General features: G+C 40.0%; 19 protein-coding genes. 11 read left to right on the forward strand and 8 right to left on the reverse strand.

From position 1 onward, the window contains the following. The first annotated feature begins 19 nt into the window (after positions 1 to 19). The gene (locus EHV08_RS03890; protein WP_126678149.1) at positions 20 to 4,411 is read left to right on the forward strand and encodes a translocation/assembly module TamB domain-containing protein; all 4,392 of its coding nucleotides are present in this window, start codon (positions 20 to 22) and stop codon (positions 4,409 to 4,411) included. Between the two features lie 255 nt (positions 4,412 to 4,666). Here the strand turns inward: EHV08_RS03890 and EHV08_RS03895 are convergent, their stop codons facing one another. From EHV08_RS03895 to EHV08_RS03905, 3 genes are read right to left on the reverse strand one after another with little or no spacing between them, the layout of a single operon-like run. Next, on the reverse strand, positions 4,667 to 5,860 hold the full coding sequence (locus EHV08_RS03895) for an MFS transporter (protein ID WP_126678150.1): 1,194 nt from the start codon (positions 5,858 to 5,860) through the stop codon (positions 4,667 to 4,669). Between the two features lie 5 nt (positions 5,861 to 5,865). Continuing rightward, positions 5,866 to 6,687, reverse strand: coding sequence for a 3-methyl-2-oxobutanoate hydroxymethyltransferase (gene panB / locus EHV08_RS03900; RefSeq protein WP_126678151.1), 822 nt, complete (start codon positions 6,685 to 6,687; stop codon positions 5,866 to 5,868). 21 nt (positions 6,688 to 6,708) lie between these two features. Further along, positions 6,709 to 7,335, reverse strand: coding sequence for an HAD family hydrolase (locus tag EHV08_RS03905; protein ID WP_126678152.1), 627 nt, complete (start codon positions 7,333 to 7,335; stop codon positions 6,709 to 6,711). A 143-nt stretch (positions 7,336 to 7,478) separates the two neighbouring features. Here EHV08_RS03905 and EHV08_RS03910 point away from each other — a divergent pair, with 143 nt between their 5' ends. From EHV08_RS03910 to EHV08_RS03930, 5 genes are all read left to right on the forward strand, one after another. Further along, positions 7,479 to 8,312: an RsiV family protein gene (locus EHV08_RS03910; protein ID WP_126678153.1), complete on the forward strand. Its 834-nt coding sequence runs from the start codon at positions 7,479 to 7,481 to the stop codon at positions 8,310 to 8,312. Positions 8,313 to 8,340: 28 nt separating this feature from the next. Then, a complete protein-coding gene (gene rsmG, locus EHV08_RS03915; protein WP_203227074.1) occupies positions 8,341 to 8,967 on the forward strand; it encodes a 16S rRNA (guanine(527)-N(7))-methyltransferase RsmG in 627 nt (208 codons plus the stop codon). 33 nt (positions 8,968 to 9,000) lie between these two features. Then, positions 9,001 to 9,645, forward strand: a complete 645-nt coding sequence (locus EHV08_RS03920; RefSeq protein ID WP_126678155.1) for an MBL fold metallo-hydrolase — start codon at positions 9,001 to 9,003, stop codon at positions 9,643 to 9,645. Then, positions 9,646 to 10,203 (forward strand): crossover junction endodeoxyribonuclease RuvC, encoded by a 558-nt coding sequence (ruvC, locus tag EHV08_RS03925; protein WP_126678156.1) that lies wholly within the window; start codon positions 9,646 to 9,648, stop codon positions 10,201 to 10,203. A 127-nt stretch (positions 10,204 to 10,330) separates the two neighbouring features. Further along, entirely contained in the window at positions 10,331 to 10,798 is a 468-nt protein-coding gene (locus EHV08_RS03930) for a hypothetical protein (RefSeq protein ID WP_126678157.1), read from the forward strand. Positions 10,799 to 10,841: 43 nt separating this feature from the next. Here EHV08_RS03930 and EHV08_RS03935 read toward each other — a convergent pair whose 3' ends face one another. The 4 genes from EHV08_RS03935 to EHV08_RS03950 form a co-directional block, all read right to left on the reverse strand. After that, positions 10,842 to 11,528, reverse strand: coding sequence for a hypothetical protein (locus EHV08_RS03935; RefSeq protein WP_126678158.1), 687 nt, complete (start codon positions 11,526 to 11,528; stop codon positions 10,842 to 10,844). A gap of 94 nt (positions 11,529 to 11,622) precedes the next feature. Further along, entirely contained in the window at positions 11,623 to 12,774 is a 1,152-nt protein-coding gene (locus EHV08_RS03940; protein ID WP_126678159.1) for a DUF6057 family protein, read from the reverse strand. Between the two features lie 9 nt (positions 12,775 to 12,783). Then, on the reverse strand, positions 12,784 to 14,820 hold the full coding sequence (locus tag EHV08_RS03945; protein ID WP_126678160.1) for an alpha amylase C-terminal domain-containing protein: 2,037 nt from the start codon (positions 14,818 to 14,820) through the stop codon (positions 12,784 to 12,786). A 42-nt stretch (positions 14,821 to 14,862) separates the two neighbouring features. Then, positions 14,863 to 15,966: a phosphatidylinositol-4-phosphate 5-kinase gene (locus EHV08_RS03950; RefSeq protein WP_126678161.1), complete on the reverse strand. Its 1,104-nt coding sequence runs from the start codon at positions 15,964 to 15,966 to the stop codon at positions 14,863 to 14,865. Between the two features lie 419 nt (positions 15,967 to 16,385). On the opposite strand from EHV08_RS03950, the gene kdsB reads away from it, so the two are divergent. The 3 genes from kdsB to EHV08_RS03965 all read left to right on the forward strand — a co-directional run bounded on the left by kdsB (position 16,386) and on the right by EHV08_RS03965 (position 20,602). After that, complete coding sequence (gene kdsB, locus EHV08_RS03955) at positions 16,386 to 17,141, forward strand: 3-deoxy-manno-octulosonate cytidylyltransferase (protein WP_126678162.1); 756 nt, start codon at positions 16,386 to 16,388, stop codon at positions 17,139 to 17,141. A 73-nt stretch (positions 17,142 to 17,214) separates the two neighbouring features. Further along, a complete protein-coding gene (feoB, locus tag EHV08_RS03960) occupies positions 17,215 to 19,617 on the forward strand; it encodes a ferrous iron transport protein B (RefSeq protein WP_126678163.1) in 2,403 nt (800 codons plus the stop codon). Positions 19,618 to 19,723: 106 nt separating this feature from the next. Then, positions 19,724 to 20,602: a hypothetical protein gene (locus EHV08_RS03965; RefSeq protein ID WP_126678164.1), complete on the forward strand. Its 879-nt coding sequence runs from the start codon at positions 19,724 to 19,726 to the stop codon at positions 20,600 to 20,602. Between the two features lie 12 nt (positions 20,603 to 20,614). On the opposite strand, the gene queC is transcribed toward EHV08_RS03965, so the two are convergent. After that, on the reverse strand, positions 20,615 to 21,274 hold the full coding sequence (gene queC, locus EHV08_RS03970; RefSeq protein WP_126679409.1) for a 7-cyano-7-deazaguanine synthase QueC: 660 nt from the start codon (positions 21,272 to 21,274) through the stop codon (positions 20,615 to 20,617). Positions 21,275 to 21,479: 205 nt separating this feature from the next. On the opposite strand from queC, the gene EHV08_RS03975 reads away from it, so the two are divergent. Both EHV08_RS03975 and EHV08_RS03980 read left to right on the forward strand, forming a co-directional pair. Next, on the forward strand, positions 21,480 to 22,730 hold the full coding sequence (locus EHV08_RS03975) for a phosphoglycerate kinase (RefSeq protein WP_126678165.1): 1,251 nt from the start codon (positions 21,480 to 21,482) through the stop codon (positions 22,728 to 22,730). A 128-nt stretch (positions 22,731 to 22,858) separates the two neighbouring features. Beyond that, the gene (locus EHV08_RS03980) at positions 22,859 to 23,794 is read left to right on the forward strand and encodes a YitT family protein (protein ID WP_126678166.1); all 936 of its coding nucleotides are present in this window, start codon (positions 22,859 to 22,861) and stop codon (positions 23,792 to 23,794) included. The last annotated feature ends 10 nt before the right edge of the window (positions 23,795 to 23,804 follow it).

Consider the following 23,804-nt stretch of genomic DNA (forward strand, 5'->3'; position numbering starts at 1 on the left):
AGGGTTTACAAGTTTGGTAATGAAGAAACTCCGAAAATCGGTAAATATAATATTATGGACGTTAGTGGCAATATATTTTGCGATTATCGTCATGCTTAAACTTCCGCCCGTACAGAGGAGCATCGGAGGTTGGGTAAGTCATGTGGTAAGTGAAAAAATAAACACCAATGTTGAAGTAGGAAACGTTGATCTTGGTTTTTTGAATAGGATTATTATTGATGACGTAAAAATATACGATCAGAGAGACAGTCTCATGCTCGCTTCTACGCGACTCTCGGCAAAACTCGATATATTGGAGGCTATTAAAGGAAAGGTGTCCATTTCGTCGGCACAACTTTTCGGATTTCGTGCATACCTGAGTAAAGACAGTGCCAACGTCCCATTCAATTTCCAATTCGTATTAGACTCGCTTGCCTCAAAAAATAGCGAAGAGCCTTCAAAAATAAATATGAATATAGGTTCTCTTATTATAAGGAACGGACTCATATGTTACGACCAAAAAGACCATCCAAAAGAGCATGGCAAATTCTCTGCCAAGCATATTAAAGTGTCTGATATAAGTTCGCACATAATATTAAACAAAATAACACAAGACTCTATTAATCTACATGTTAAAAGCCTGTCACTAAAAGAAGAGTCCGGACTTGCAATATCTTTATTGTCATTCAAGGCTGTTGTTACCAAAAACAGTGCATCTGTTTCTGATTTTGAATTAAAGCTCCCCAATTCTCATGTATTTTTAGGAGATACGAAAGCAAAATACAGAATAGATGAAGGCAAACTTGTAATGAGTTCTTTAGATTTCAGTACATCAATTAATAAATCGTATATTTCACTGGCCGACTTGGCATCATTCTCTCCTGATCTGCGTCTCATAAGTCGGCCGATTGACATATCCTTAAAAGCCAATGGGCATGGTGAGAATATAAATATAAAAGACCTCGTGGTAAAAGACCAAGGTGGCGAGATGAGCATCTTTGCAAGTGGTTATATATATGATATGTCATTACTGAAAGACTGGAGAACAGACATCAAATATTTGAGAATAAATCAGAATTACATCGAACGTTTAGCAAAAGTAATGAAAGGTGAAGATATAACCATGCCTGATGTAATCGAGCGAATAGGCGACTTTGGGTATGTGGGGTCTGTATCAAGCCGTAACTCTAAAATTTCTGCCAATGGCAAACTGACATCCAATGTGGGTAATGTTGCTATCAACTGTTCATACGGTAACAACATGTTAGGGGCAAACATAAACACAGATGGCATTGACATCGGTAAACTGCTTGCTGACGAGCGATTGGGGAATATTGCTACAAAAATAGAACTGGAGGGAAAATTTGAAAAAGGAAAGGCCACATACCTGAAATTAAATGGTAACGTAAATCGTTTCTTTTTCAATGGATACACTTATCGAGATATTGAAATAAACGGCTCAATGATGGCCAATGTTTTCAATGGAAAATTGAAAATAGATGACCCCAACGCTTCTCTGACAGCAGAAGGGGAATTGGCAAAAGACCACATATCAGGCTTTATGCTTAATGTAAATCACCTAAACCCAAATGTATTGGGGCTTACCGACAAATGGAAAAATACAACTTTCAGCGGAAAATTAAAAGGTGATTTTCATGGAAACTCGCTTGACAATGCTGTGGGCAATTTGAATCTACATGATTTCAGAATGTCAACAAGTCCAGACAGTGTATTCGTATTGAATAATGTAAACCTTATATGTAATGGTTCGGCAAACAACAGGAATTTGAAGTTGTCTGGTGATTTCGGCCATGTTATATTGGATGGGCAATATCGGGTATCAGAACTTCCTTATACTTTGTCAAGAATTGTTGCCTCAAGATTGCCATCAATACCAGGATTGTCAAAGAGAGCGAGTGCAAAAAACATTGATAAATTCTCTATTGATGCCATTTTATATGATGCCTCAATATTGAGACAGTTTATGAATATCCCACTCGAAACTCAACAACCACTGATAATTAAGGGCGATGTCAATCAAATTCAGGATTATGTCAATGTTACATTGGTGGCTCCTGATATTAAATATAGTGATTCTTCTTACAAGAATATCAATGTACGCCTATTCGGAGATAAAGATAAACCACTTGAAACCAATCTCTCCATTGACAAAGTTATGGCAAACGGAGAAGTTATGTCATTTGGTTTCGTATCATCTGCCATAAACGACCGTATGGTCTCATCTATCGAATGGGATAATCATGGAGAAAAGACTTTTTCAGGAAGTTTGAACACCGAGGCTTCATTCGCTGAAGACGAAACAGGTAAGGCCTATGCCGATGTAAATGTTCTTCCATCATTGATTTTTGTTGGTGATACCGTTTGGAACGTTGCCAATGCCAATATTAATTTTTCAAACAGCCATCTTAATGTAAACAACTTCTCGGTAAGTCACGATAATCAACATATTATCATTAACGGAAAGGCAACGCGGTCAAGCACTGACTCCATTACGATAAACTTGCATGATGTTAATGCAAAGTATGTACTTGATATGGTTAATTTCCATTCCGTAGGTTTTGACGGATATGTTTCCGGAAAGGCAGTTCTATCATCACTTTTCAGTCAGCCGGAAATAAATGGAGACATCACGGTGAGAAACTTTATTTTTGAAACAGGACATATGGGCACATTGAAAGCATACGTAAACTATGACAATAAAACAAAGCGGATAAATATAAATGCACGAGCAGACGATGGACCGCTATGCCAAACTCTTATTGGTGGCTATGTATCTCCTGCAAGAAAAGAACTCGACCTTAAAATTAAAGCAATAGGTACAAGTGCAGAATTTATGGAGGGACTTTGCAGCAGTTTCCTCGATAATGTAAGGGCATCCGTGCATGGCGATTTACGCTTGTTCGGCCCACTAAACGCAATAAATATTGAAGGGGATGTCAATGTTGATGGAGAAGCAAAACTCCCGGCATTAAATACGGTCTATACCATGCTTAACTGCCCTATCACCCTGCGTCCGAATATTATTATTTTAAGAGCTGATACAGTGGCAGACAGAGATGGCAATACTGCCGTGCTTAACGGTGTTATAAATCATCATAATCTTTCACGATGGACATACGACATTGGCATTAAGGCCAAAAATCTTCTTTCATACGATTTTCAGGATTTCGGAGATAACACGTTTTTCGGAAAAGTATATGCCACAGGCACTTGTGACATACGTGGGAAAAGCGGTGAAATAATATTCGATATAGACATTACACCCCAACGCGGTACATTCTTTGAATATAACGCTGCTGCCCCTGAAACAATTTCAAATACCGACTTTATAGAATGGACCAATCATGCAGCAGACATTAACGAAGATAATGACCAGAACAAAATGCAGAAAAGCAACGGTAATTTCCGTGCTGATATGAAAATGAATTTCAGAATAAATGCGACACCGGATGCTGCCATAAAACTGCTTATGGATAAAACTACCGGTGACATGATAACGTTATACGGAAATGGTAACTTGCGAGCGATATACCATAATAAACAAGGACTGAACATGTATGGTAACTATGAGATTAGTCATGGTAAATACGACATGACAATACAGAATGTTATAAAGAAAGATTTTACATTCAAGAGCGGTGGCTCCATTGTCTTTGGTGGAAATCCATACAATGCAATCCTTAACATGAAAGCTATATATACTGTCAATGGTGTGTCGCTTTCCGACTTGCATATCGGTCGCAGTTTCTCAAATAATAATGTGCGTGTGGATTGTATAATGAATATTACCGGAACGCCGAATGCCCCACATCTTGATTTTGATTTCGACATGCCGACAGTGAATGATGATGCAAAACAAATGGCTCGTTCGATAATAAACAGTGAAGAAGAACTCAATCAGCAAGTAATATACCTCCTATCTATAGGCCGTTTTTATTCACAAGAAAATTCTAATTCTATTAATGCTCAGCAGAGTCAGACATCGCTTGCAATGCAGAGTTTGCTCAGTGGAACTATCACACAACAAATAAACACTGTTCTCAGCAACGTTATAAATAACTCTAACTGGAATTTCGGAGCCAACATAAGCACCGGAGATGAGGGCTTCAACAATGCAGAATACGAAGGAATACTTTCCGGAAGATTGCTAAATAACCGATTGCAGATAAACGGACAATTCGGCTATAGGGACAACAACAACGCCACAACATCTTTCATTGGCGACTTTGATATAAACTATCTGTTGTTCCCTAATGGCAACCTTGCTATCCGTGTTTACAATCAGACGAACGACAGGTATTTTACACGCAACAGTCTGACAACCCAAGGTGTAGGGCTGATAATGAAAAAAGATTTCACAACTCTCAATGATTTGTTTGGAATTAGAAGGAAAAAGGGAAAAAAGAAATAACTCAAGAATCACTCTGTAATTTTCTATTTTCTCAATAAAATTAGCGCTTATTACCACTCAATCTTTAATCAAAGATTTTATGGCGCACAATATTACAATTTGTAAAATGGGCGAAATTGAAAAGCAAATTCGCCCATTTTACTTTTCAATTTCGCCCAAATTGTTTTGTAATTTCGCCTAAATTGGTAATAGAGTTAACAACAAGTATCTGTTATATTCACAATAACAGATTATTATTCAGATGTTTAACGCTTATTATCTGCTCTTGTTTTTCATATACCATGTGTGTGTAAAGACATGATACATAATTAATGCCGTGACAGCAAGACCAAGCGCAACAACATATCCTACCGTATCCTCACCAAGCGCAATGCCCAATGCTGCACCTAATGCAATACCTGATTGCCAGGTAAGGAAAAATGAAGACTGTGACGTTCCTCGTTGGCAATGGCGGCTCAACTTAATGAAAAACAAAAGGAAACGGGCACCAGACACTCCCACTCCGACACCAATAAGAAAGGCTGCAGAAAACAAAGCAACTTCCATTCCACGGAATATCATTATAAGCAATGCGGCAATGATAAGCACCAATGCTGATAATATCTCGCTTTTAAGTTCGGCATTCGCAAAAACAAACTTCTGTGACAGTAGAGCAACAAAAAATCCTCCGAGCATAAGCAGATAAAAAGCAATGTTATGATAGTGGACAATAACGCATCCTACGGCAATCATTATGAGAAGAAAATTCACAAAGAGCCATTTCCCGTTTGTCAGAAAGAAACGGTCGGTACTGAATGTACGAATGTTTTCATCAGGGGCACGAAACGGGAAATCGGTCAATAGTACCAACATTACTGCTATAATAGAGAATATCGAAGAGGCAAGAAATACCGTTTCGCCACCCAATAATTTATAGACCATTATACCGATAATCGGTCCCAAAGCAAGCCCAAACCTACCGAACCATGCCGCAGAATGGTTAGCCTCAGTACGACGGAATGACTCACACACGTCAATGATAAGAATGCCGGAAAGACTCATCTCTGACAGTCCATATAATGCAGAGCCAATTGTCTGTATAACAGACATTATAATAAAAATTGTTGAAGTATCGAATAAAGACAGGAATTCCGGATGAACTTTACAGAAATAGAATATAGACAGACTTGCCAATGCCGATAACGTTATGGAGAAAGCACAAACTTTATTACGTCTGTAACGCTCTACGAGCATTGAGCATAAAGGCCCCAAAAGATAGATTCCAATGCCATGCAATGCGAATAACATGGCTACATGGAGCGCATCAAAGCCGAATCGTTCGGCCAACCAGTAAGGTGTCACCGGTAGGAACACAAACATAGACATTGACAAAAGAAGATTGGCGCACGCAAGTGCCCAAAAACCTTTGTGCCAAAGTCTGAAATGAACCGGTGTATTCTGGGTATGCATATCTATCAATAACTTTCCTGTTCGTTGGGGAAATCGCAGGCTTTCACATCTGCAACATATTGCCCGATAGCATTGTTAATCACACTGTTTAGGTCGGCGTAGCGGCGCAAGAAACGCGGGCTGAATCCCTTTGTCATACCGAGCATATCTGTAACTACGAGAATCTGTCCGTCAGTATTGCCTCCGGCACCTATTCCTATGGTGGGAATGGTAAGATTGGCTGACACTTCACCGGCAAGGTTTGACGGAACTTTCTCAAGAACTATTGAGAAACAACCGGCCTCCTGAAGCAATACTGCGTCACGTCTTAATTTCTCTGCCTCTGCTTCGTCCTTTGCTCTAACGGCATAAGTTCCAAACTTATTTATGCTCTGTGGGGTCAGTCCGAGATGTCCCATTACGGGAATACCGGCATCAAGAATACCCTTCACGGTATCTATTATTTCTTCTCCACCTTCCAGTTTTAATGCATCGCAACCACTCTCTTTCATTATATGTATCGCATTTTTCACTCCTTCGTGACGATCTATCTGATAAGAGCCGAACGGCATGTCGCATACTACAAGTGCCCTGTTTACTCCACGCACCACCGAACGTGCATGATATATCATTTGCTCCACGGTCATAGGAAGCGTGGTACCATTGCCTGCCATGACATTAGAAGCGGAGTCGCCAACGAGAATACCGTCTATGCCTGCTCCGTCAACAATGCCTGCCATAGTATAATCGTATGAGGTGAGCATTGAAATCTTCTCCCCTCGCTGTTTCATTTCAATAAAGCGATGCGTAGTAACTTTACGCGTGTCGCTGACTAAATATCCTGCCATTTTGTTAGAATAAGTTATTGATTAAATATTGAAACCGATATAATCATTTATTACGATGTCGCACAACGGAGCAATATCTTCTTTGCTGTTTGTTGTTGAGAGTCCCACAACGGTCATTCCCGCAGCACGTCCCGAACGCAGACCATTGAAACTGTCTTCAAAAACCACACAATCGCCATTGTCGAGAGAGAGCCTTTCAGCTGCACGAAAATAACAATCGGGCGATGGTTTGCTTTCTGAAAAATCCTCTGATGTGAGTATAGCATCGAAAAAAGTAGTGAATTCGGGATGTTTTCTATATACTGCTTCCATTTTCATCTTGTTCGAACTTGTTACGAGAGCAGTCTTCAAACCTTGTTGGCGCAGTGAAGATATGAATTGCTCGAATCCGGGAACATATTCAAAACTCATCTGAGCCTCAAACTCATACAGCCTTTTTGTTATATTCTCACGCTCCTTTTCCAACTCTCCTGAGAAGTATTTTTCGTAAACTTGCACAAGAGTCTGTCCTTTGATTTTGTGCTCAAGTCCATCTTCTTCAGGGAGATACCGCCTACATTCGCTACCCCAAAAAATAGAGTATTGTGACTCTGTATCAAAAACGACACCGTCCAAATCGAATAATGCCGCCTTATATGATTTCTCCATATCCATTTTTCTGTTTCGGGCTGCAAAATTAATCATTTATTAGATTATAGCGAAATATAAATACAAAAAAAACAATTTTAGCAATAGGGCATCCGTGTTTTATGAAAAAAGTAGTAACTTTGCAAGCAAAATGATATGTATATATGACAAAAAGCAAAACAGAATGTCTTCTTATGACATTCATAACTTTAGCCCATTTGTTATCTCTCTCGTCATGCGACAGTAAATCACGTGCTGATGGGAATGAGTTGGCGCTTTTCCGTGCTTACTCGATAAAGAAAGATACTATCGTAAGACTTACGCACGACTCGCTTTCTCCTACATGTAAATTACATCTTGATATAATCTTCTCACAGTCTGACAGTTTGAAAAACATAAACTATGAATTGTTAACTTCTGGCATTCTTACCCCGGACTATTTCTCAATCGGTGACGGCATAACGAATATGAAAGAGGCTATTGACTCCTTTATTTGTAAATATACAGATGAATATAAACGTGACTATGCAAGTCTTTATAACGTGGATAAGGAAAATGCGAAAAGTTATGACATCGTTTATAGTGTAAAAACTTCGGTAAAGCATGGTAAAAAAGGAATTGTCGTGTATATGGCTGAGGCTGACTATGGCTCGGGAGCACTACATAATACGAATATAATGATAGCAAAAAACATAGACATCTATAATAAGAAGATTCTCAATCTCGAAGATTTGATAGTTGAAGGCTCAAATCAATTCATATCGGAACTTATAATTGAAGAACTGTGTGATAATAGGAATGTTGACAATCTCGAACAACTGCAAGAACAATCTATTTTCAAAGGAATAACTCCCTACCCTTCTTCAAACTTCATGCTTGAAGAAGACGGTATAGTGTTTATATATAATGCAGATGAAATTGCCACGCATGATATTGGTAGGATATTGGTAAGAATAGACTATTCTGACATAAACAAGTATTTGAAAATAAGGAGTTAACAACCTCCTATTAAATATTAAAAAGAACATTATGGAACTGATAAGAAAATATTTTGGAAAGAAATTCACCGAGGAACAGTTGGAACAGTTCGCAGCTTTGGATGAACTGTATCGCGATTGGAACTCTAAGATAAATGTGATTTCCAGAAAAGACATTGACATGCTGTATGAACACCATGTACTTCATTCTTTGGCGATTGCCAATGTTATCAGATTCAGGGAAGGAACAAAGATATTGGACTTTGGTACAGGTGGTGGATTCCCGGGAATTCCGTTAGCCATTGCCTTTCCGGATTGCCATTTCACGATGATTGATGGTACTGGTAAGAAGATACGTGTGGCACAAGAGGTTGCCAATGCAATAGGACTAAAAAACACAGAAATAGTACATCGGCGCGGAGAAGAGGAAAAGGGGCTGTATCAATTCGTAGTAAGCAGAGCGGTGATGCCATTGCCCGATCTCATGAAAATAGTAAGAAAGAATATCGGTGGGAAACAACAAAATTCGCTACCAAATGGTGTTATTGTCCTAAAAGGCGGAAACATAGAAAACGAGATATGCCCATTCAAACACTTGATAGATACATTGGAAATAAGCAGTTTCTTTGAAGAAGAATGGTTTAAAGAAAAAAATATAATCTATCTTCCTGTCTAACCATGATATAATAATATACTAAACATCAGTAAAATGTTGAACATAAAGAAATTCGTTTTCAATCCTTTTCAGGAAAATACATATATTGTAAGTGATGAAACCGGAGAATGTGTAATAATAGATTGTGGCGCATTCAATGATAATGAACGCAAAGAGATTATTGATTATATTGCCACTAACACTCTGAAACCGGTGAGGTTGATATGCACCCATGGACATTTTGACCATTGTGCCGGTAATGATTTTATAAAAAAGCAATATGGTATAAATGCAGATGTAAGCATAAAAGACAAGTTTCTTATAAATGCTTTACCTCAACAGGCCATGCTTTTCCTCGGAATGAAATATGAAACCGATTCGTCGGTTGTTGGCAAGTATTTTACAGGAGAAGATAAAATTTCATTCGGATCACACTCTTTCAGCATACTTGAGACACCGGGACATACACCGGGAAGTGTCACTTTCTATTGTGAAGAAGAGGGCGTGGCCTTCACCGGTGACACGCTTTTCCAAATGAGTATAGGCCGAACAGACTTTGAAGGCAGTTCGATAACTGACATGATGAACAGCCTTAGAAATGTGCTTGCAAAACTTCCTAAAAGCACAACCGTACTAAGCGGACATGGTGGTAATACCACTATCGGCAACGAACTTGAAATGAATCCTTATTTAAGGTGAATGGAAAAAGTTATAATAGGCATAGACCCCGGAACTAATGTCATGGGATATGGCATAATAAGTGTGGAGGAAAAGAAAGCAAAAATGGTCGCTATGGGTGTAATCGACATGCGAAATGAGAAAGACCCATACTTGAAACTTGGCAAAATTTTTGAAAGAGTGACAGGTATTATAGATGAATTCCTACCCGACGAAATGGCTATTGAGGCTCCTTTCTTCGGAAAAAATGTTCAGTCTATGCTGAAACTTGGAAGGGCACAAGGCGTTGCAATCGCAGCGGCAATCAATCATAGCGTGCCAATTCATGAATATGCTCCGATGAAAATAAAACTGGCGCTTACGGGTAATGGTTCCGCTTCAAAAGAACAGGTTGCAGGAATGCTACATAAACTACTGAAACTTGACAGCGAAGAAATGCCAAAGTTCATGGATGCCACAGATGCTCTTGCCGCTGCATATTGCCATTATATGCAGATGTCGAAGCCGGAAACTAATGCAACCCACTATAATAGTTGGAAAGATTTCGCAGTAAAAAATCAAAAACGAGTAAAGGAATAGAAAGTGAAAGTGATTGTATAAAAACACAAACGGTTAAGCGCATGCAGTTAAAAAAGCATAATAAAGATGCCGTTTATTAAACAAAACAGAAGATATAACGTTAAACAGACAATAAATATTATTCAAGATGAGAAGAATTTTAATTACGATGGCACTTGCCTGTGTGGCATTTGTTAGTGTTAATGCCCAAGAAAGATACAAAGCGGCCTTGCAAATGGCACGTGAAGTTGCTGAAGATGAGAAGAAAGAAATTGGACTTCGAAAGATTGCAACATTTAAGTATGACGAGTTGTGCTATATCGGACAGCGCACAATGGAGCAGATGCCTGATAAGTCAGCAGAACTCGATGACCAAGCACTTGCTTTGTTCGAGTTCCTTGATTTGTACCTCTCAAACTTTGAAAAAGCCGGCAAGAAGCAGCAATATAAGGTGATGCAGGACTTCAAACAATTCTGTATAGAGTTCCCACGTTATGACGATAGCGACACCACTCTTACTGAGGCTTACTATAATGAGAACTATATTACTCCATTCAACTTAAATACCGACTGGGTGAAAGCGTATGAAAAAGCGCGCACTATTTATAAGAAATAACACCCTATTATAACGGTTAATAATAAAGAAAGCGAAGAGTTGTTCACTTGGAACACTCTTCGCCTTTTTCATTCAACAATATTTTTTTTCGCCCTTTCTTCGCTTCAAAATATGGATATTCGTCTCTAAGAGAAATGTCATCATATATAAAGTCGGCAACTACAGTGTTATTCTCGTCCGGAAGAATCAATCCCAACTTGCCATTTTTACCCGCAATGATAGGGATTATAATGAAATCGTCAACATAGATATAACATGTACGCAGGAAATCATATTCCGGTTTTACAATAATAGTTCCGTCATAGTTCTTTATTCCGAAATTTCCTTGCTCTTCAAAAACCTCATGGAATCTGATATATTTTGAACGGATACGGTCGAGATAGAATGACATGCGTTTCTTGTCGTTTATAATAGTGAGCATATAATCGAACGTGTCGCAATAGTTTGCCACGGCACGAGCCAGCACAACCTTGAAATCAAGCCCGCTAATGGCTTTGCGATTAAGGTCGATATAACGTGCAATAGCAACCTCTTTTTCTTCGACTGTAAGATGAGAAATGGCCTTCTCGAAGTTTTCCATCATCGTCTTACTACCTCTCATTCCTTTTATATAACGGTGAATCTGACGTCCCATCTCTGCACAAACGAACTTATCTATCTGTTTCACTTCGATTCTGTCCACATAAACATCTTCAAAGTTTTCCTGGGTTATTTTACTTACATTCTCCATGACTAAATAATATTTGTTTGCAACAAAGTTACTAATAAACTTCTTAAAAACAAAAAACAGGACGTGTTTTTAATCAAACATGTCCTATTTTCTTTTATTCTTTGAAATAATAATACCAATACGTCTTTCCGTAGGCATCACGCAAAGTAGCCATGTATTCAGGCTTACTGTGGTATTTTTTTCTAATCTCCATCATATCCTCATAATCAGCTTCACAAACTTCATCATGAAATCCTTCATATTTAATTGAACGTTGGCGTTCGTATAATGTAAGTGCTTCACGATAGTGTTTCGGCAATACCGATGCAGAATCAACAACATAATACTCTCTCAATTCACTCGCAAACTTATCTAATTTCCTATCAAGAAGATATGAACACAAAACATAATCGCCGTATGCGGCTCTTGTCTGTTTTGTCATCTTTATTGTCTTGAGGTAATCTTCTACGGTCATCTTGGTTTTGGGAATTGCACCAACAATTTTATATATATCACCGGTATCATATACCACGCACCTAACGCTACCTTGATTTGGCAGCAATGATGTAGAACCACCTATTATCGGATATTCGAAAAGACGTTCTCCCATTTGTTTTGAGCGTGCCAATGCACTCGCCCGAAGCATAAATAGCGAACTATCGGTTTCTAAGGAATACTCTCCTACGGATAAGGCTGCAGTATAATCTTTCTCACTTAAATACCTCTCTATTCGTAAACGATAGTGCAGAATATCATTTCCATTACTGAAAATGCCTACGAAAAAGAACATCAATACCATTGTAAGAAGATTTACCCATGATATTTCCGAGAAGATACCGGCGGAGGATTTCTTAGACAAATATGGCTGATATTTCATTGATAAATGAACAATGAAAACAAACAATATGAGCAATAAGGGCGAAATCCATGTCCATGTGCTGAGAGAGAAATGCTGGTCGAAAGTATCATCGACACTTGTCAACAGACATAGCAATAACAACGATGGGAAATAAGTCAGGGCATGTGCATGCCTATTGAGTTTGGTCAGGGCATATATACCTATCTGTAAAAGATATAAACAGACCGTAAGTATTATCGCACCTATAAGTCTCGAATACGAGGTTTGTCCTCCGGAAAGCACATGTTGCACCGCTCCTATCAAATCGCACTGATAGAAATACAGATAACTAAAGGTGAAAACCAAAAAGGCAATGGCACAAACCACACGCATCGCAACACTGTTGCCACTCTTGTTATTAAATGTCATAGTGCCTTATTAATTCTTCTTTAATACAACCGCACTACGAGCAGGGAGATATAACTTCAACCATTCCTTGTGTTCTTTTACGTAAAGCGGGTCGTAGTTTGTAAAATGTGTCATGCTGTCATCAGCAAAACCATTGCCTCCGAAATCCTTGGAGTCAGTATTAAGGAGAACGTCATAAGAGCCGGTAGGCACAAGGAAACCATAATCTGTGAACGAATGAGAAGGAGAAAAATTGAAGACAAACAACAAGTCACCCCTCATAAAGGCCAGTATTTGGTCACCATCATTATGCCAAATTTCCTGTACCTGCGTTTTATGGAAGTTCTTTTCATCCTTTATGACACGCAACATCTCTCTGTCAAAATCACCCAACCAATGATAGCATAAATCTTTATTATCCACAAGATTCCACTGACGGCGTGCATATTTATGGCTCCAACCGTTTCCCTCACGTGGGAAATCAATCCATTCCGGATGTCCGAACTCGTTGCCCATGAAGTTAAGATAGCCACCATTGATTGCCGAGACCGTGGCAAGGCGTATCATCTTATGCAGAGCAATGCCGCGTCGTGCGGTCTCATTTTCGTCTCCTTTACGGAAATGCCAATACATATCGGCATCTATCAGGCGGAAAATGATTGTTTTATCACCCACAAGTGCCTGATCATGACTTTCACAATAGGAAATCGTTTTCTCGTCGGGTCGTCTGTTTTTTATTTCCCAGAAGATAGAACTCGGTTTCCAGTTCTCATCAGGAAGTTCCTTTATAGTCTTTATCCAATAGTCGGGTATGTTCATTGCCATTCGGTAATCAAACCCGAAACCTCCATCATCGAATTTTGCTGCAAGCCCCGGCATGCCACTAACCTCTTCTGCAATAGTAATGGCATTGGGGTTTATTTCATGTATAAGTTTGTTTGCAAGAGTGAGATAACATATCGCGTTATCATCTTGATGTCCGTTGAAATAGTCAGAATAGTTGGTGAACGATTCTCCAAGTCCGTGACTATAATATAACATTGATGTCACTCCATCGAAACGGAAACCGTCAAAACGGAACTCAGACAGCCAATACTTACAGTTGGAAAGCAAGAAATGAATCACCTCATCTTTCCCATAGTCAAAGCATAGCGAGTCCCAAGCCGGGTGCTCATGCCTATCACCAGAGCAGAAATACTGGTTTGGGTCGCCGGCAATATTTCCGAGACCCTCCATTTCGTTTTTAACTGCATGCGAATGAACAATGTCCATAATAACCGCTATTCCGTTCTTATGAGCCGTATCAATAAGTAATTTCAGTTCTTCAGGTGTTCCGAAACGGCTTGAAGGAGCAAAGAACGAACTTACGTGGTAGCCGAAAGAACCATAATACGGATGCTCCTGAATGGCCATTATCTGTATGCAGTTATAACCGGCTTTTACAATCCTTGGCAAAACGTTTTCACGGAACTCATTATAAGTGCCCACTTTCTCAGCATCCTCTCCCATTCCGATATGGCACTCATATATGAACAGAGGCTTATTCTTATTCATACGGAAAGAACGTTGCCACTCATATTCCTTTTCCGGAGCCCAGACCTGAGCCGAAAAAATCTTCGTTTCCTCATCCTGCACCACCCTATTGGCCCATGCCGGAATACGTTCTCCCTCACCACCATTCCATCTGACGAGCATTTTGAACAAGTCTCCATGCTTTATTGCTTTCTTAGGCAGTTTCAGTTCCCATTTACCGGTGCCTTCAATTCTCTTTGCACGATATTTCTCTTCCGGCTTCCAGTTGTTGAAATCGCCAATAAGATATATTTCTGTAGCGTTTGGTGCCCACTCACGAAACACCCAACCTCCGCGTGCATTGCGATGAAGGCCATAATAGGCATAACCATTGGCAAAGTCGTTAAGTGTCTGTTTGCCATTATTTGTCAGTTGGTTAATTTTCCAAACTGCATGATCGTGTCTTCCACGTATAGCGTCCTCAAACGGTTCAAGATAAATGTCGTTCTTTACGAGTCCTATATGTTTGGTTCGCCTTGTTACTTTTTTTGCCATATTTATTTCCTTTCCTCCGATATATTCATTATAATTGACGTACTACTGCTTTCTCCCTCTCACATACGTACCTTGTGAAGTGATGTTGCCGTTACGGTCTTTCTCAATGTATTCACCGTCTCGTCGGTCATCCTTGTATATCCCTTCGAAGCGGTTTCCTGCCTTATCCACCTCTATAGCCTTGCCGTTGCGCTTTCCGTCTTTATATGTACCACGGAACTTACTACCATCGGCATAGTGTATAATGATTTCTCCTTCAACATTTCCGTTTTTGAAGTTACCTTCAAATACATCTCCTTCTTTTTTTGTCAGTTTGCCTTTACCGTTCTGCTTATCGTTTTTCCATTGGCCGGTATAAACGTCACCGTTCTTCCATTTCAATGTACCTACACCATCCTTTTCTCCGTTAACGAAATGACCTGTATAAACATCACCGCTTGAATAACGGAAAATACCCTCTCCAGTGCGTTCTCCTTTAAAATACGTCCCCTCATAAACATCGCCATTCTGAAATTTATAAATGCCTTTGCCATTCATCACACCATCCTTGAAATCACCGGTATATGAGTCACCCGAAGCATACTTATAAGTGCCCTTGCCATTCATCTGATTGTCAACCCAGTCACCATTGTATGATGAACCGTCTCCCCAATCAAACAACCCTTTTCCGTTACGTTTGTCATTATTCCATTGACCAACATAATAAGCACCTCCGGCAAAGGTGTATTTACCATATCCCTGCCGGTTGTCATGATACCATTCTCCATCATATACATCACCGTTATAGTAGTATTTCACGCCATGTCCTTCCTGATAGTCACGATACCAAAGACCTACATATTTATTGTTGTCCGGGTCATAGAGCGTACCATGACCGTGCTGTTGATCCTGAAACCATTGCCCCTCATATTTTCCGCCGTCAGAAAAGGTGTAAGTACCTTCACCCTGTCGTTTCCCTTTCACAAATTCTCCCTCATATATGTCGCCGTTTTTGTATGTGGCACTACCCTTTCCATGCGGTTTCCCACCCGACATTTCGCCTTTGTAATTGGCGCCTTCTTTTGTAACACAAGAACCGAGAGTTATCTTTTGAGCACTTGAAACAAGCGGCAAAGCAAGCATCATTGCCAACAATATTTTCTTCATTATAATATAATTTTAATGTTCCAAGACGCAAATTTATAAAAATGTAATAACATGGCAAAAGAAAACGACTTAAATTCAGATTACTTTTTTCTTATTTCGTTTTTTTAATTATATTTCATCTGGTAATGCAAAAAGGATGCGATATAACTCAAAAAGACATTCGTTATACATGAAAAAGAACCTTTGATATATATTATAAGCATATTTAACGGAAAGTAATTTAGGCGAAATTGGTTTGCAATTTGGGCGAATTTACTCTGTAAATTAGGCGAATTTACAAAGCAAATTGGGCGAAATTGATAGTCAAGCGATTTGAAATGACCATCAAATAAGTTTTTTTACACCTATCGGAATATAATCTCGGAAAAAATATATAAATTTGCACCATTAATATCAAGGCATAAATCAAAACAGTAAATATGAAATTTATTGCTATAATACCAGCCCGCTTCGCATCTACAAGATTTCCCGGAAAGCCACTGGCAATGCTCGGAGGAAAACCAATAATACAGAGAGTCTATGAGCAAGTAAGGAAAGCCATAGAGGATGTTTATGTTGCCACTGACGATGAAAAGATTTTAAATGCTGTTGAAAGTTTCGGAGGAAAGGCCGTAATGACATCATCAGAGCACAGGAGCGGCACTGACAGAATAAAGGAAGCGGCAGAAATATTAGGCGTGGATGCCGATGTTATCATTAATGTTCAAGGTGATGAGCCGTTCATACAGACGGAGCAAATCGTTACGGTTTGTAAATGTTTCAACGATTCGGACACGCAAATTGCTACGCTTGGTAAGCCTTTTGATAAAGAGCATGGATTAGATATGCTACATAATCCCAATTCTCCGAAAATTGTGGTTGACAACAACGGCTATGCAATGTATTTCAGCAGAAGCATAATACCATTTGTGAGAGGGAAGGAAGAGGCAGAATGGCTCACCTCTTTTCCATTCATAAAACATATAGGATTGTATGCCTACCGAACCGATGTTCTTAAAGAAATAACCACCCTTCAGCAGTCGTCGCTTGAGATAGCAGAAAGTCTTGAGCAATTGAGGTGGCTTCAAAACGGATATAAAATTAAAGTGGGAATAACGAATGTTGAAACAATAGGCATAGATACTCCGGATGATTTGAAGCGGGCAGAAGAGTTTCTTGAGAGTAATCATTTGTAGGTATTTTTACTAAAAAGTTTGTGTTACCTCAGTATTTATACGTAATTTTACATGGATTAAACCATGTTGGAATATGCAATTATCAGAATTAAAGACTGGCGAAAGCGGGATTATCGTTAAGGTTTATGGCCACGGTGGATTTCGAAAACGCATAATTGAAATGGGATTTATAAATGGCAAAACTGTTGAGGTCTTGCTTAATGCCCCATTGAAAGATCCTGTGAAATATAAAATAATGGGGTATGAGATTTCCTTGAGACACAGCGAGGCTGCACAGATAGAGATTGTAAGGAAAACAAGTGAGATGCCTGTCAAAGACAATATTTCGGGAAACGATGAAAAACTCACCATTGGCAGCGAAGCCGTAAATACGCACTCGAAGGCGCTGGAAAAGCATCGTGAGATAAACGTGGCACTCGTAGGTAACCCAAACTGTGGTAAAACTTCACTATTTAATTTTGCAAGCGGTGCTCACGAGAGAGTTGGTAACTATTCAGGAGTGACAGTAGATGCGAAAGAAGGTGTGGCGGAATTTAAAGGTTACAAGTTCAATATAGTTGACCTTCCCGGCACTTATTCACTCTCGGCATACTCGCCAGAAGAACTCTATGTAAGGAAACAGGTTGTTGAGAAAACTCCCGACGTGGTACTTAATGTAATCGACACAAGTAATCTCGAGCGCAACTTGTATCTTACGACACAACTCATTGATATGAACCTATGTATGGTAGGAGCATTAAACATGTACGACGAAATAGAGAAACGTGGTGACCAACTTGATTATACGAAACTTAGCGAGTTGTTGGGTTTCCCTCTCGTGCCTACGGTATTCAAGAATGGAGAAGGTGTAGATGAACTTTTCAAAACAATCATTCAAGTATATGAGGGGAGATATAAGAAAACTACCGTAAGACATATACACATAAACCACGGAGAATACATAGAGAAAGCCATCGGTGAGATACAGGAACATTTGAAGGCGTACGATGAAGTGAGGCGCCAATTCTCTACGCGCTATCTTGCAATAAAACTGCTTGAAAATGACAAACAGGTGGAGAAATCGATAAGTACTCTGCCCGATTTCAATGAAATAATTGCGCACAGAGATGATACTGCGGAACGTTTGAAAAAGGAAGTTCACGAAGACTCGGAAACATCTGTTATGGATGCTAAATACGGATTCATATATGGTGCACTAAAAGAGATCGGATATACGGAAGGTACTAAGACCGACAACTACAGAATTACACACAAGTTAGATGCGCTGATAACGCATAAATGGCTTGGATTCCCATTGTTTTTCCTGTTTATCTATTTGATGTTCTTCACCACATTCAAGGTAGGCCAATATCCGATGGACTGGATAGAGAGCGGCGTTACAGCACTTTCGGCGTGGCTCAACGGCACAATGCCCGATGGCCCGTTGCGTGCCATGGTGGTTGATGGTGCGATAGCAGGAGTAGGTTCTGTTATAGTATTCTTGCCACAGATATTGATATTATACACGTTCATATCGTTTATGGAAGACTCTGGCTATATGTCGAGAGCCGCATTCATAATGGACAAGATGATGCACGGCATGGGCGTGCATGGAAAATCATTCATTCCGCTCATCATGGGGTTTGGGTGCAACGTGCCGGCAGTAATGGCAACAAGAACAATAGAGAGCCACCGCTCTCGACTTGTCACAATGCTTGTGCTGCCATTGATGAGTTGCTCGGCTCGCCTGCCTATATATATAATGATTGTTGGGACATTCTTTGCAGTGGAATACCAAACATACATAATGATATTGCTCTATGCAATAGGGATTGCATTGGCAGTACTGATGAGTAGGGTGTTCAGTAAGTTCATCGTGAAAGGTGAAGATACGCCGTTCGTTATGGAACTGCCCCCTTATCGCTTCCCAACCGCCAAGGCCATCACGCGACATACATGGGAGAAAGGAAAGCAGTATCTGAAGAAAATGGGAGGTATAATCCTCGTGGCAAGTATTATTGTATGGGCACTTGGATACTTCCCTCACGACGACTCACTCGAACAACAGGAACAACAAGAGCAGAGTTACATAGGAAGAATGGGCAAGACAATAGAACCGTTGTTCTACCCACAAGGATTCGATTGGAAACTCGATGTTTCGCTTATTGCCGGTGTGGGGGCGAAGGAAATAGTTGCATCGACAATGGGAGTGCTATATGCCAATGATGAGGAAGTGGCCGACGACAGCAGTGAGAACTTGGGTGCAAGATACGTCAATCTGCACAAGAAGATGACCGCTGACGGCATCACACCGCTGATAGCATTCGCATACCTTATGTTCGTACTTATCTATTTCCCATGTATAGCCACGATAGCAGCAATAAAAAGTGAGACCGGCTCTTGGAAATGGGCACTGTTTGCAGCATTTTACACTACGGCGTTGGCATGGATTGTCTCGGCAATAGTCTATCAAACGGGACATGCCTTGGGCTTCTGATGGAATATCATAAAAGCGAACAAGGTGTATTGGTAAGTTCTGACGTTTATAACGGCATGCCGAAAATAAATGATATTTGGATTAAAAAAATGAAAAGTATATAAAAATGAATACACTGAAAATAGAAAATGCGATTAAAAGCAGAAGTATCTTAGCGATAACGGCAACATCATACCGACTGATGTCACAGAACATAACATTTTGGGCAAAACGATTGTGGGCATGGCTAATTGGCGTGTCTGCAATTATTGGTATAGCCTGTTCTGCTGCATTTACATTAATATCTACCACAGATGCCAATACAACGTTTTTACTATGGTGTGTTTGGGCGACGGCATCACTCGCCACGTTGGAACTCATGGCATGCGTTTCGGGCAGTATAATGGCCACCTTAAAGGAACAAAAGGCAAAACAGAACATAAAGAGAGCACTAAAACTCTCTGTATTAACGTCTATTGTTTTCATTGCCGACGTTGCAGTTTTCTACCTTATCAGCATACCACTTGTATTGGTGTGGCATCAAGGAATGCTTCTACTACATGTCTTTATCGCATTAGTTATAGTACTCATTACGGCATTGCTACTTATTCCGACAGGTTACAGCGGAATGAAATATATGACTGACGACAATCTCGGAATTCTCAGTGTCATTGGGCGTAACTATCTCGTTGGGCTGCGATACTATGGCAGGCTGTTTCTTACATTTTTCGTAACTATGCTTATCGGCACAATGCTTGCCATGCTGCTTGCCTCCCCATTGTGTGTGGTCGCAGTGGCAAGTCTGCAAGATGCGCTCGGTATATATCTCGGTGACGCGTCAGGGATGCCGACAACAGCACCTATACTTATATTCTTAGGTGCTTTCGTGGCTGCTATGGCTTGTTCGCCTATATGGTTATGGCAGTTCTTCTGTCTGTATTATCAGTATGGTTCAATAACTGCGAGGACAAAAGAAAAGGATAAAGTGATGATTCAAGAGGAGTAATATAAGTCCCTGTCAGTAAGACTCATCATAGATTGTAGTGTCCACGATAGAAGCATCACGCATAGCCTCTTTCCGCTCCATGCATGTGCCACACTTGCCACAATGGTGCTCCCCGCCCTTATAGCAACTCCATGTTTTTGAATAGTCTATACCCAAAGCCTTGCCACGGCGTGCGATGTCGGCCTTAGTAATGCCGGTGTATGGGGCAAGAATCTCAATGCCTGGGAAAGTTCCTGCTTTTGTTGCCTCACTCATTGCATTGACAAACTCTTGACGACAATCGGGATAGATGGTGTGATCGCCACCGTGATTTGCCATCATTACATATTTCAGTCCCATACTTTCGGCAATACCGGCAGCAATTGACAACATTATACCGTTGCGGAACGGAACCACTGTTGATTTCATGTTGTCGTCAGCATAATGTCCTTCCGGAATCGCACCTGCGCCATCAAGCAGCGAACTCTTGAAATATTTCGGCATAAAAGCGAGGTCAATAACAATGTGCTCAATGCCAAGCATTTCGCAATGTTGACAAGCAAAAGGAATCTCACGGGCATTATGATTGCTGCCGTAATCGAACGACACACCTACCGCAATGCGGTCTTTATATTCACAAAGCAGAGTTACGCTATCCATTCCCCCACTCACTATTATTATGCTATCCTTAATCATTGAAGAAATATATTTAATATTTGCAAAGGTATTATTTTCTCATGAAAAAAACGATTATTCCACCATTGTTTTGCCACCTGTCATGGATATTATTATAAAAAAGATAAAAATAATCAGATATGGGTATGAGGTTTCGATTTAAATGATTATTTTTGCACATATCGAAGAGATTGTTATCACGAATATAACTTAATTAAGCACTATGACAATTGATAAATTTAATTTTGCCGGTAAGAAGGCAATCGTTCGTGTGGACTTTAATGTTCCACTCGATGAGAATGGTAATGTAACTGATGATACACGTATCCGTGGCGCACTTCCAACGCTGAAGAAAATTCTCGCAGACGGAGGTGCCGTAATCATGATGTCGCACATGGGCAAGCCTAAGGGTAAAGTCAATCCGAAATTCTCTTTGAAACAGATTGTCCCTGCCGTAAGCAATGCGCTTGGTGTAAATGTGAAATTTGCTGCCGACTGTGCCAACGCATCTGCTGAATCATCTGATTTGAAAATGGGCGAAGCATTGTTGCTTGAGAACCTGCGCTTCTATGCTGAAGAAGAAGGGAAACCGGTAGATATAGACAAAACGTCTCCGGAGTATGAGCAAGCAAAGAAAGCAATGAAAGTTTCACAGAAGGATTTCGCAAAGAAACTTGCATCATACGCCGATGTTTATGTGATGGATGCTTTCGGTACGGCTCATCGCAAACATGCTTCGACTGCTGTTATAGACACATATTTCGACAAAGAAAGCCGCATGTTAGGCTATCTCATGGAAAAAGAAGTTAAGGCTGTTGATGCCGTTCTTGGCAATATAAAACGACCTTTCACTGCAATAATGGGTGGTTCTAAGGTTTCAACGAAGATTGGAATTATCGAGAACTTACTCGGCAAGGTCGATAACCTCATTCTTTGCGGAGGTATGACATACACTTTTGCCAAGGCGCAAGGTGGTGAAATAGGAAACTCTATAGTGGAACTCGACAAACTCGATGTCGCTCTCGAAGTTATTAAAAAGGCTGAAGAGAACGGAGTTAAACTCGTGCTTGGGACTGACTGCATTGCCGCAGACGGCTTCTCTAACGATGCAAAGACACAGGTGGTTCCGTCAAATGCCATACCTGAAGGCTGGATGGGGCTTGACGCAGGCCCTGAAACACGAAAGGCTTTTGCCGAAGCAATAGAAAATGCGAAGACAATTCTTTGGAACGGACCGGCCGGAGTGTTTGAGTTTGACAACTTTATAGGAGGTTCAAAGGCCATTGCAGACTCTATTGCAAAGGCAACTGCCAATGGTGCGTTCTCGTTGATTGGCGGAGGAGACTCTGTTGCTTGTATTAACAAGTTCGGAATGTCAGACCAAGTAAGTTATATCTCCACCGGCGGAGGTGCACTACTTGAGGCAATCGAAGGAAAAGAATTGCCTGGTGTCGCTGCTATCAAAGCCGAATAACAGATAAAAAAGCATAAAGAGAGTTTTACATAAGAATTGGTGTTCCTACCAATTCTTATGTTGCATTTTCTTTATTAAAACGAAGTTAGACATCGGATACCACCTAATACCCAAATAGAATTTATGATATGAATGAAAGAAAAATAAATAATAAGGTTCTGTACAGAGAGATATTGGATTATATAATGATTGCAGTAGGTATGCTTTCTTATTGTATTGGTTGGACAATATTCTTGTTACCAAACAATATTACAACAGGAGGTCTATCTGGATTGTCATCTATAGTTTTCTGGGGTACAGAAATTCCGGTATACATAACTTTCTTTTTTGTAAACCTCATATTGCTTACAATAGCACTGAAAGCATTAGGTGCTAAATTCTTTATCAAGACAATATTTGGTGTACTTATGCTTACTGCTTTCACAACAATATTCCGTAATTTATTCCCCAATCCAACGATATTGGAAAACGAACCTTTCATGGCATGTATCATCGGAGGTGTGTTCTGTGGCGTGGGCGTAGGATTCGGTCTGTCATTCAATGGTAGTGCTGGAGGTTCGGATATTGTGGCTGCGATAATAAATAAATATCGTGACATATCTCTCGGACGTGTTATTATGTTGGTGGATATGATTATTGTAACGTTGAGTTACATTGTTTTGAAGAGTTGGGAACAGGTAATCTACGGATATGTTGTACTTATTATAACTGCATTCGTGGTAGATCAAGTAGTAAATTCGGGAAGACGTTCTGTGCAACTATTAATAATGTCTGAAAAATACGATGAAATATGTGAGCGTATAACAACAGAGCCACCATATCGTGGATGTACCATTATAGAAGCACATGGTTTCTATACTGGTAGCAATATCAGACTGTTGCTTGTGGTGGCAAAACAAAGAGAGGCTAGTATGCTCTACCGTATTATTGACGATATAGACCCTAACGCATTCGTTACGCAAAGTGCAGTAATGGGTGTTTATGGAAAAGGATTTGATAAGTTTAAGTTAAAGAAACATCATCAGAATATGATGAAAGAACTTAAAAGTAAGTCAAATAAATAATAAATATCGT

Origin of the sequence: Prevotella koreensis, from assembly GCF_003977605.1 — a bacterium.
GTDB classification, from domain to species: Bacteria; Bacteroidota; Bacteroidia; order Bacteroidales; family Bacteroidaceae; genus Prevotella; species Prevotella koreensis.

Coding starts and splice junctions, on each gene's coding strand:
- EHV08_RS03980 (WP_126678166.1), top strand. CDS start 22,859: ATGAATGAAAGAAAAATAAATAATAAGGTTCTGTACAGAGAGATATTG.
- EHV08_RS03965 (WP_126678164.1), top strand. CDS start 19,724: ATGAATACACTGAAAATAGAAAATGCGATTAAAAGCAGAAGTATCTTA.
- EHV08_RS03890 (WP_126678149.1), top strand. CDS start 20: ATGAAGAAACTCCGAAAATCGGTAAATATAATATTATGGACGTTAGTG.
- EHV08_RS03920 (WP_126678155.1), top strand. CDS start 9,001: ATGTTGAACATAAAGAAATTCGTTTTCAATCCTTTTCAGGAAAATACA.
- EHV08_RS03910 (WP_126678153.1), top strand. CDS start 7,479: ATGACAAAAAGCAAAACAGAATGTCTTCTTATGACATTCATAACTTTA.
- panB (WP_126678151.1), bottom strand. CDS start 6,687: ATGGCAGGATATTTAGTCAGCGACACGCGTAAAGTTACTACGCATCGC.
- EHV08_RS03940 (WP_126678159.1), bottom strand. CDS start 12,774: ATGACATTTAATAACAAGAGTGGCAACAGTGTTGCGATGCGTGTGGTT.
- kdsB (WP_126678162.1), top strand. CDS start 16,386: ATGAAATTTATTGCTATAATACCAGCCCGCTTCGCATCTACAAGATTT.
- EHV08_RS03975 (WP_126678165.1), top strand. CDS start 21,480: ATGACAATTGATAAATTTAATTTTGCCGGTAAGAAGGCAATCGTTCGT.
- EHV08_RS03945 (WP_126678160.1), bottom strand. CDS start 14,820: ATGGCAAAAAAAGTAACAAGGCGAACCAAACATATAGGACTCGTAAAG.
- EHV08_RS03950 (WP_126678161.1), bottom strand. CDS start 15,966: ATGAAGAAAATATTGTTGGCAATGATGCTTGCTTTGCCGCTTGTTTCA.
- EHV08_RS03930 (WP_126678157.1), top strand. CDS start 10,331: ATGAGAAGAATTTTAATTACGATGGCACTTGCCTGTGTGGCATTTGTT.
- EHV08_RS03895 (WP_126678150.1), bottom strand. CDS start 5,860: ATGCATACCCAGAATACACCGGTTCATTTCAGACTTTGGCACAAAGGT.
- EHV08_RS03935 (WP_126678158.1), bottom strand. CDS start 11,528: ATGGAGAATGTAAGTAAAATAACCCAGGAAAACTTTGAAGATGTTTAT.
- ruvC (WP_126678156.1), top strand. CDS start 9,646: ATGGAAAAAGTTATAATAGGCATAGACCCCGGAACTAATGTCATGGGA.
- EHV08_RS03905 (WP_126678152.1), bottom strand. CDS start 7,335: ATGGAGAAATCATATAAGGCGGCATTATTCGATTTGGACGGTGTCGTT.
- feoB (WP_126678163.1), top strand. CDS start 17,215: ATGCAATTATCAGAATTAAAGACTGGCGAAAGCGGGATTATCGTTAAG.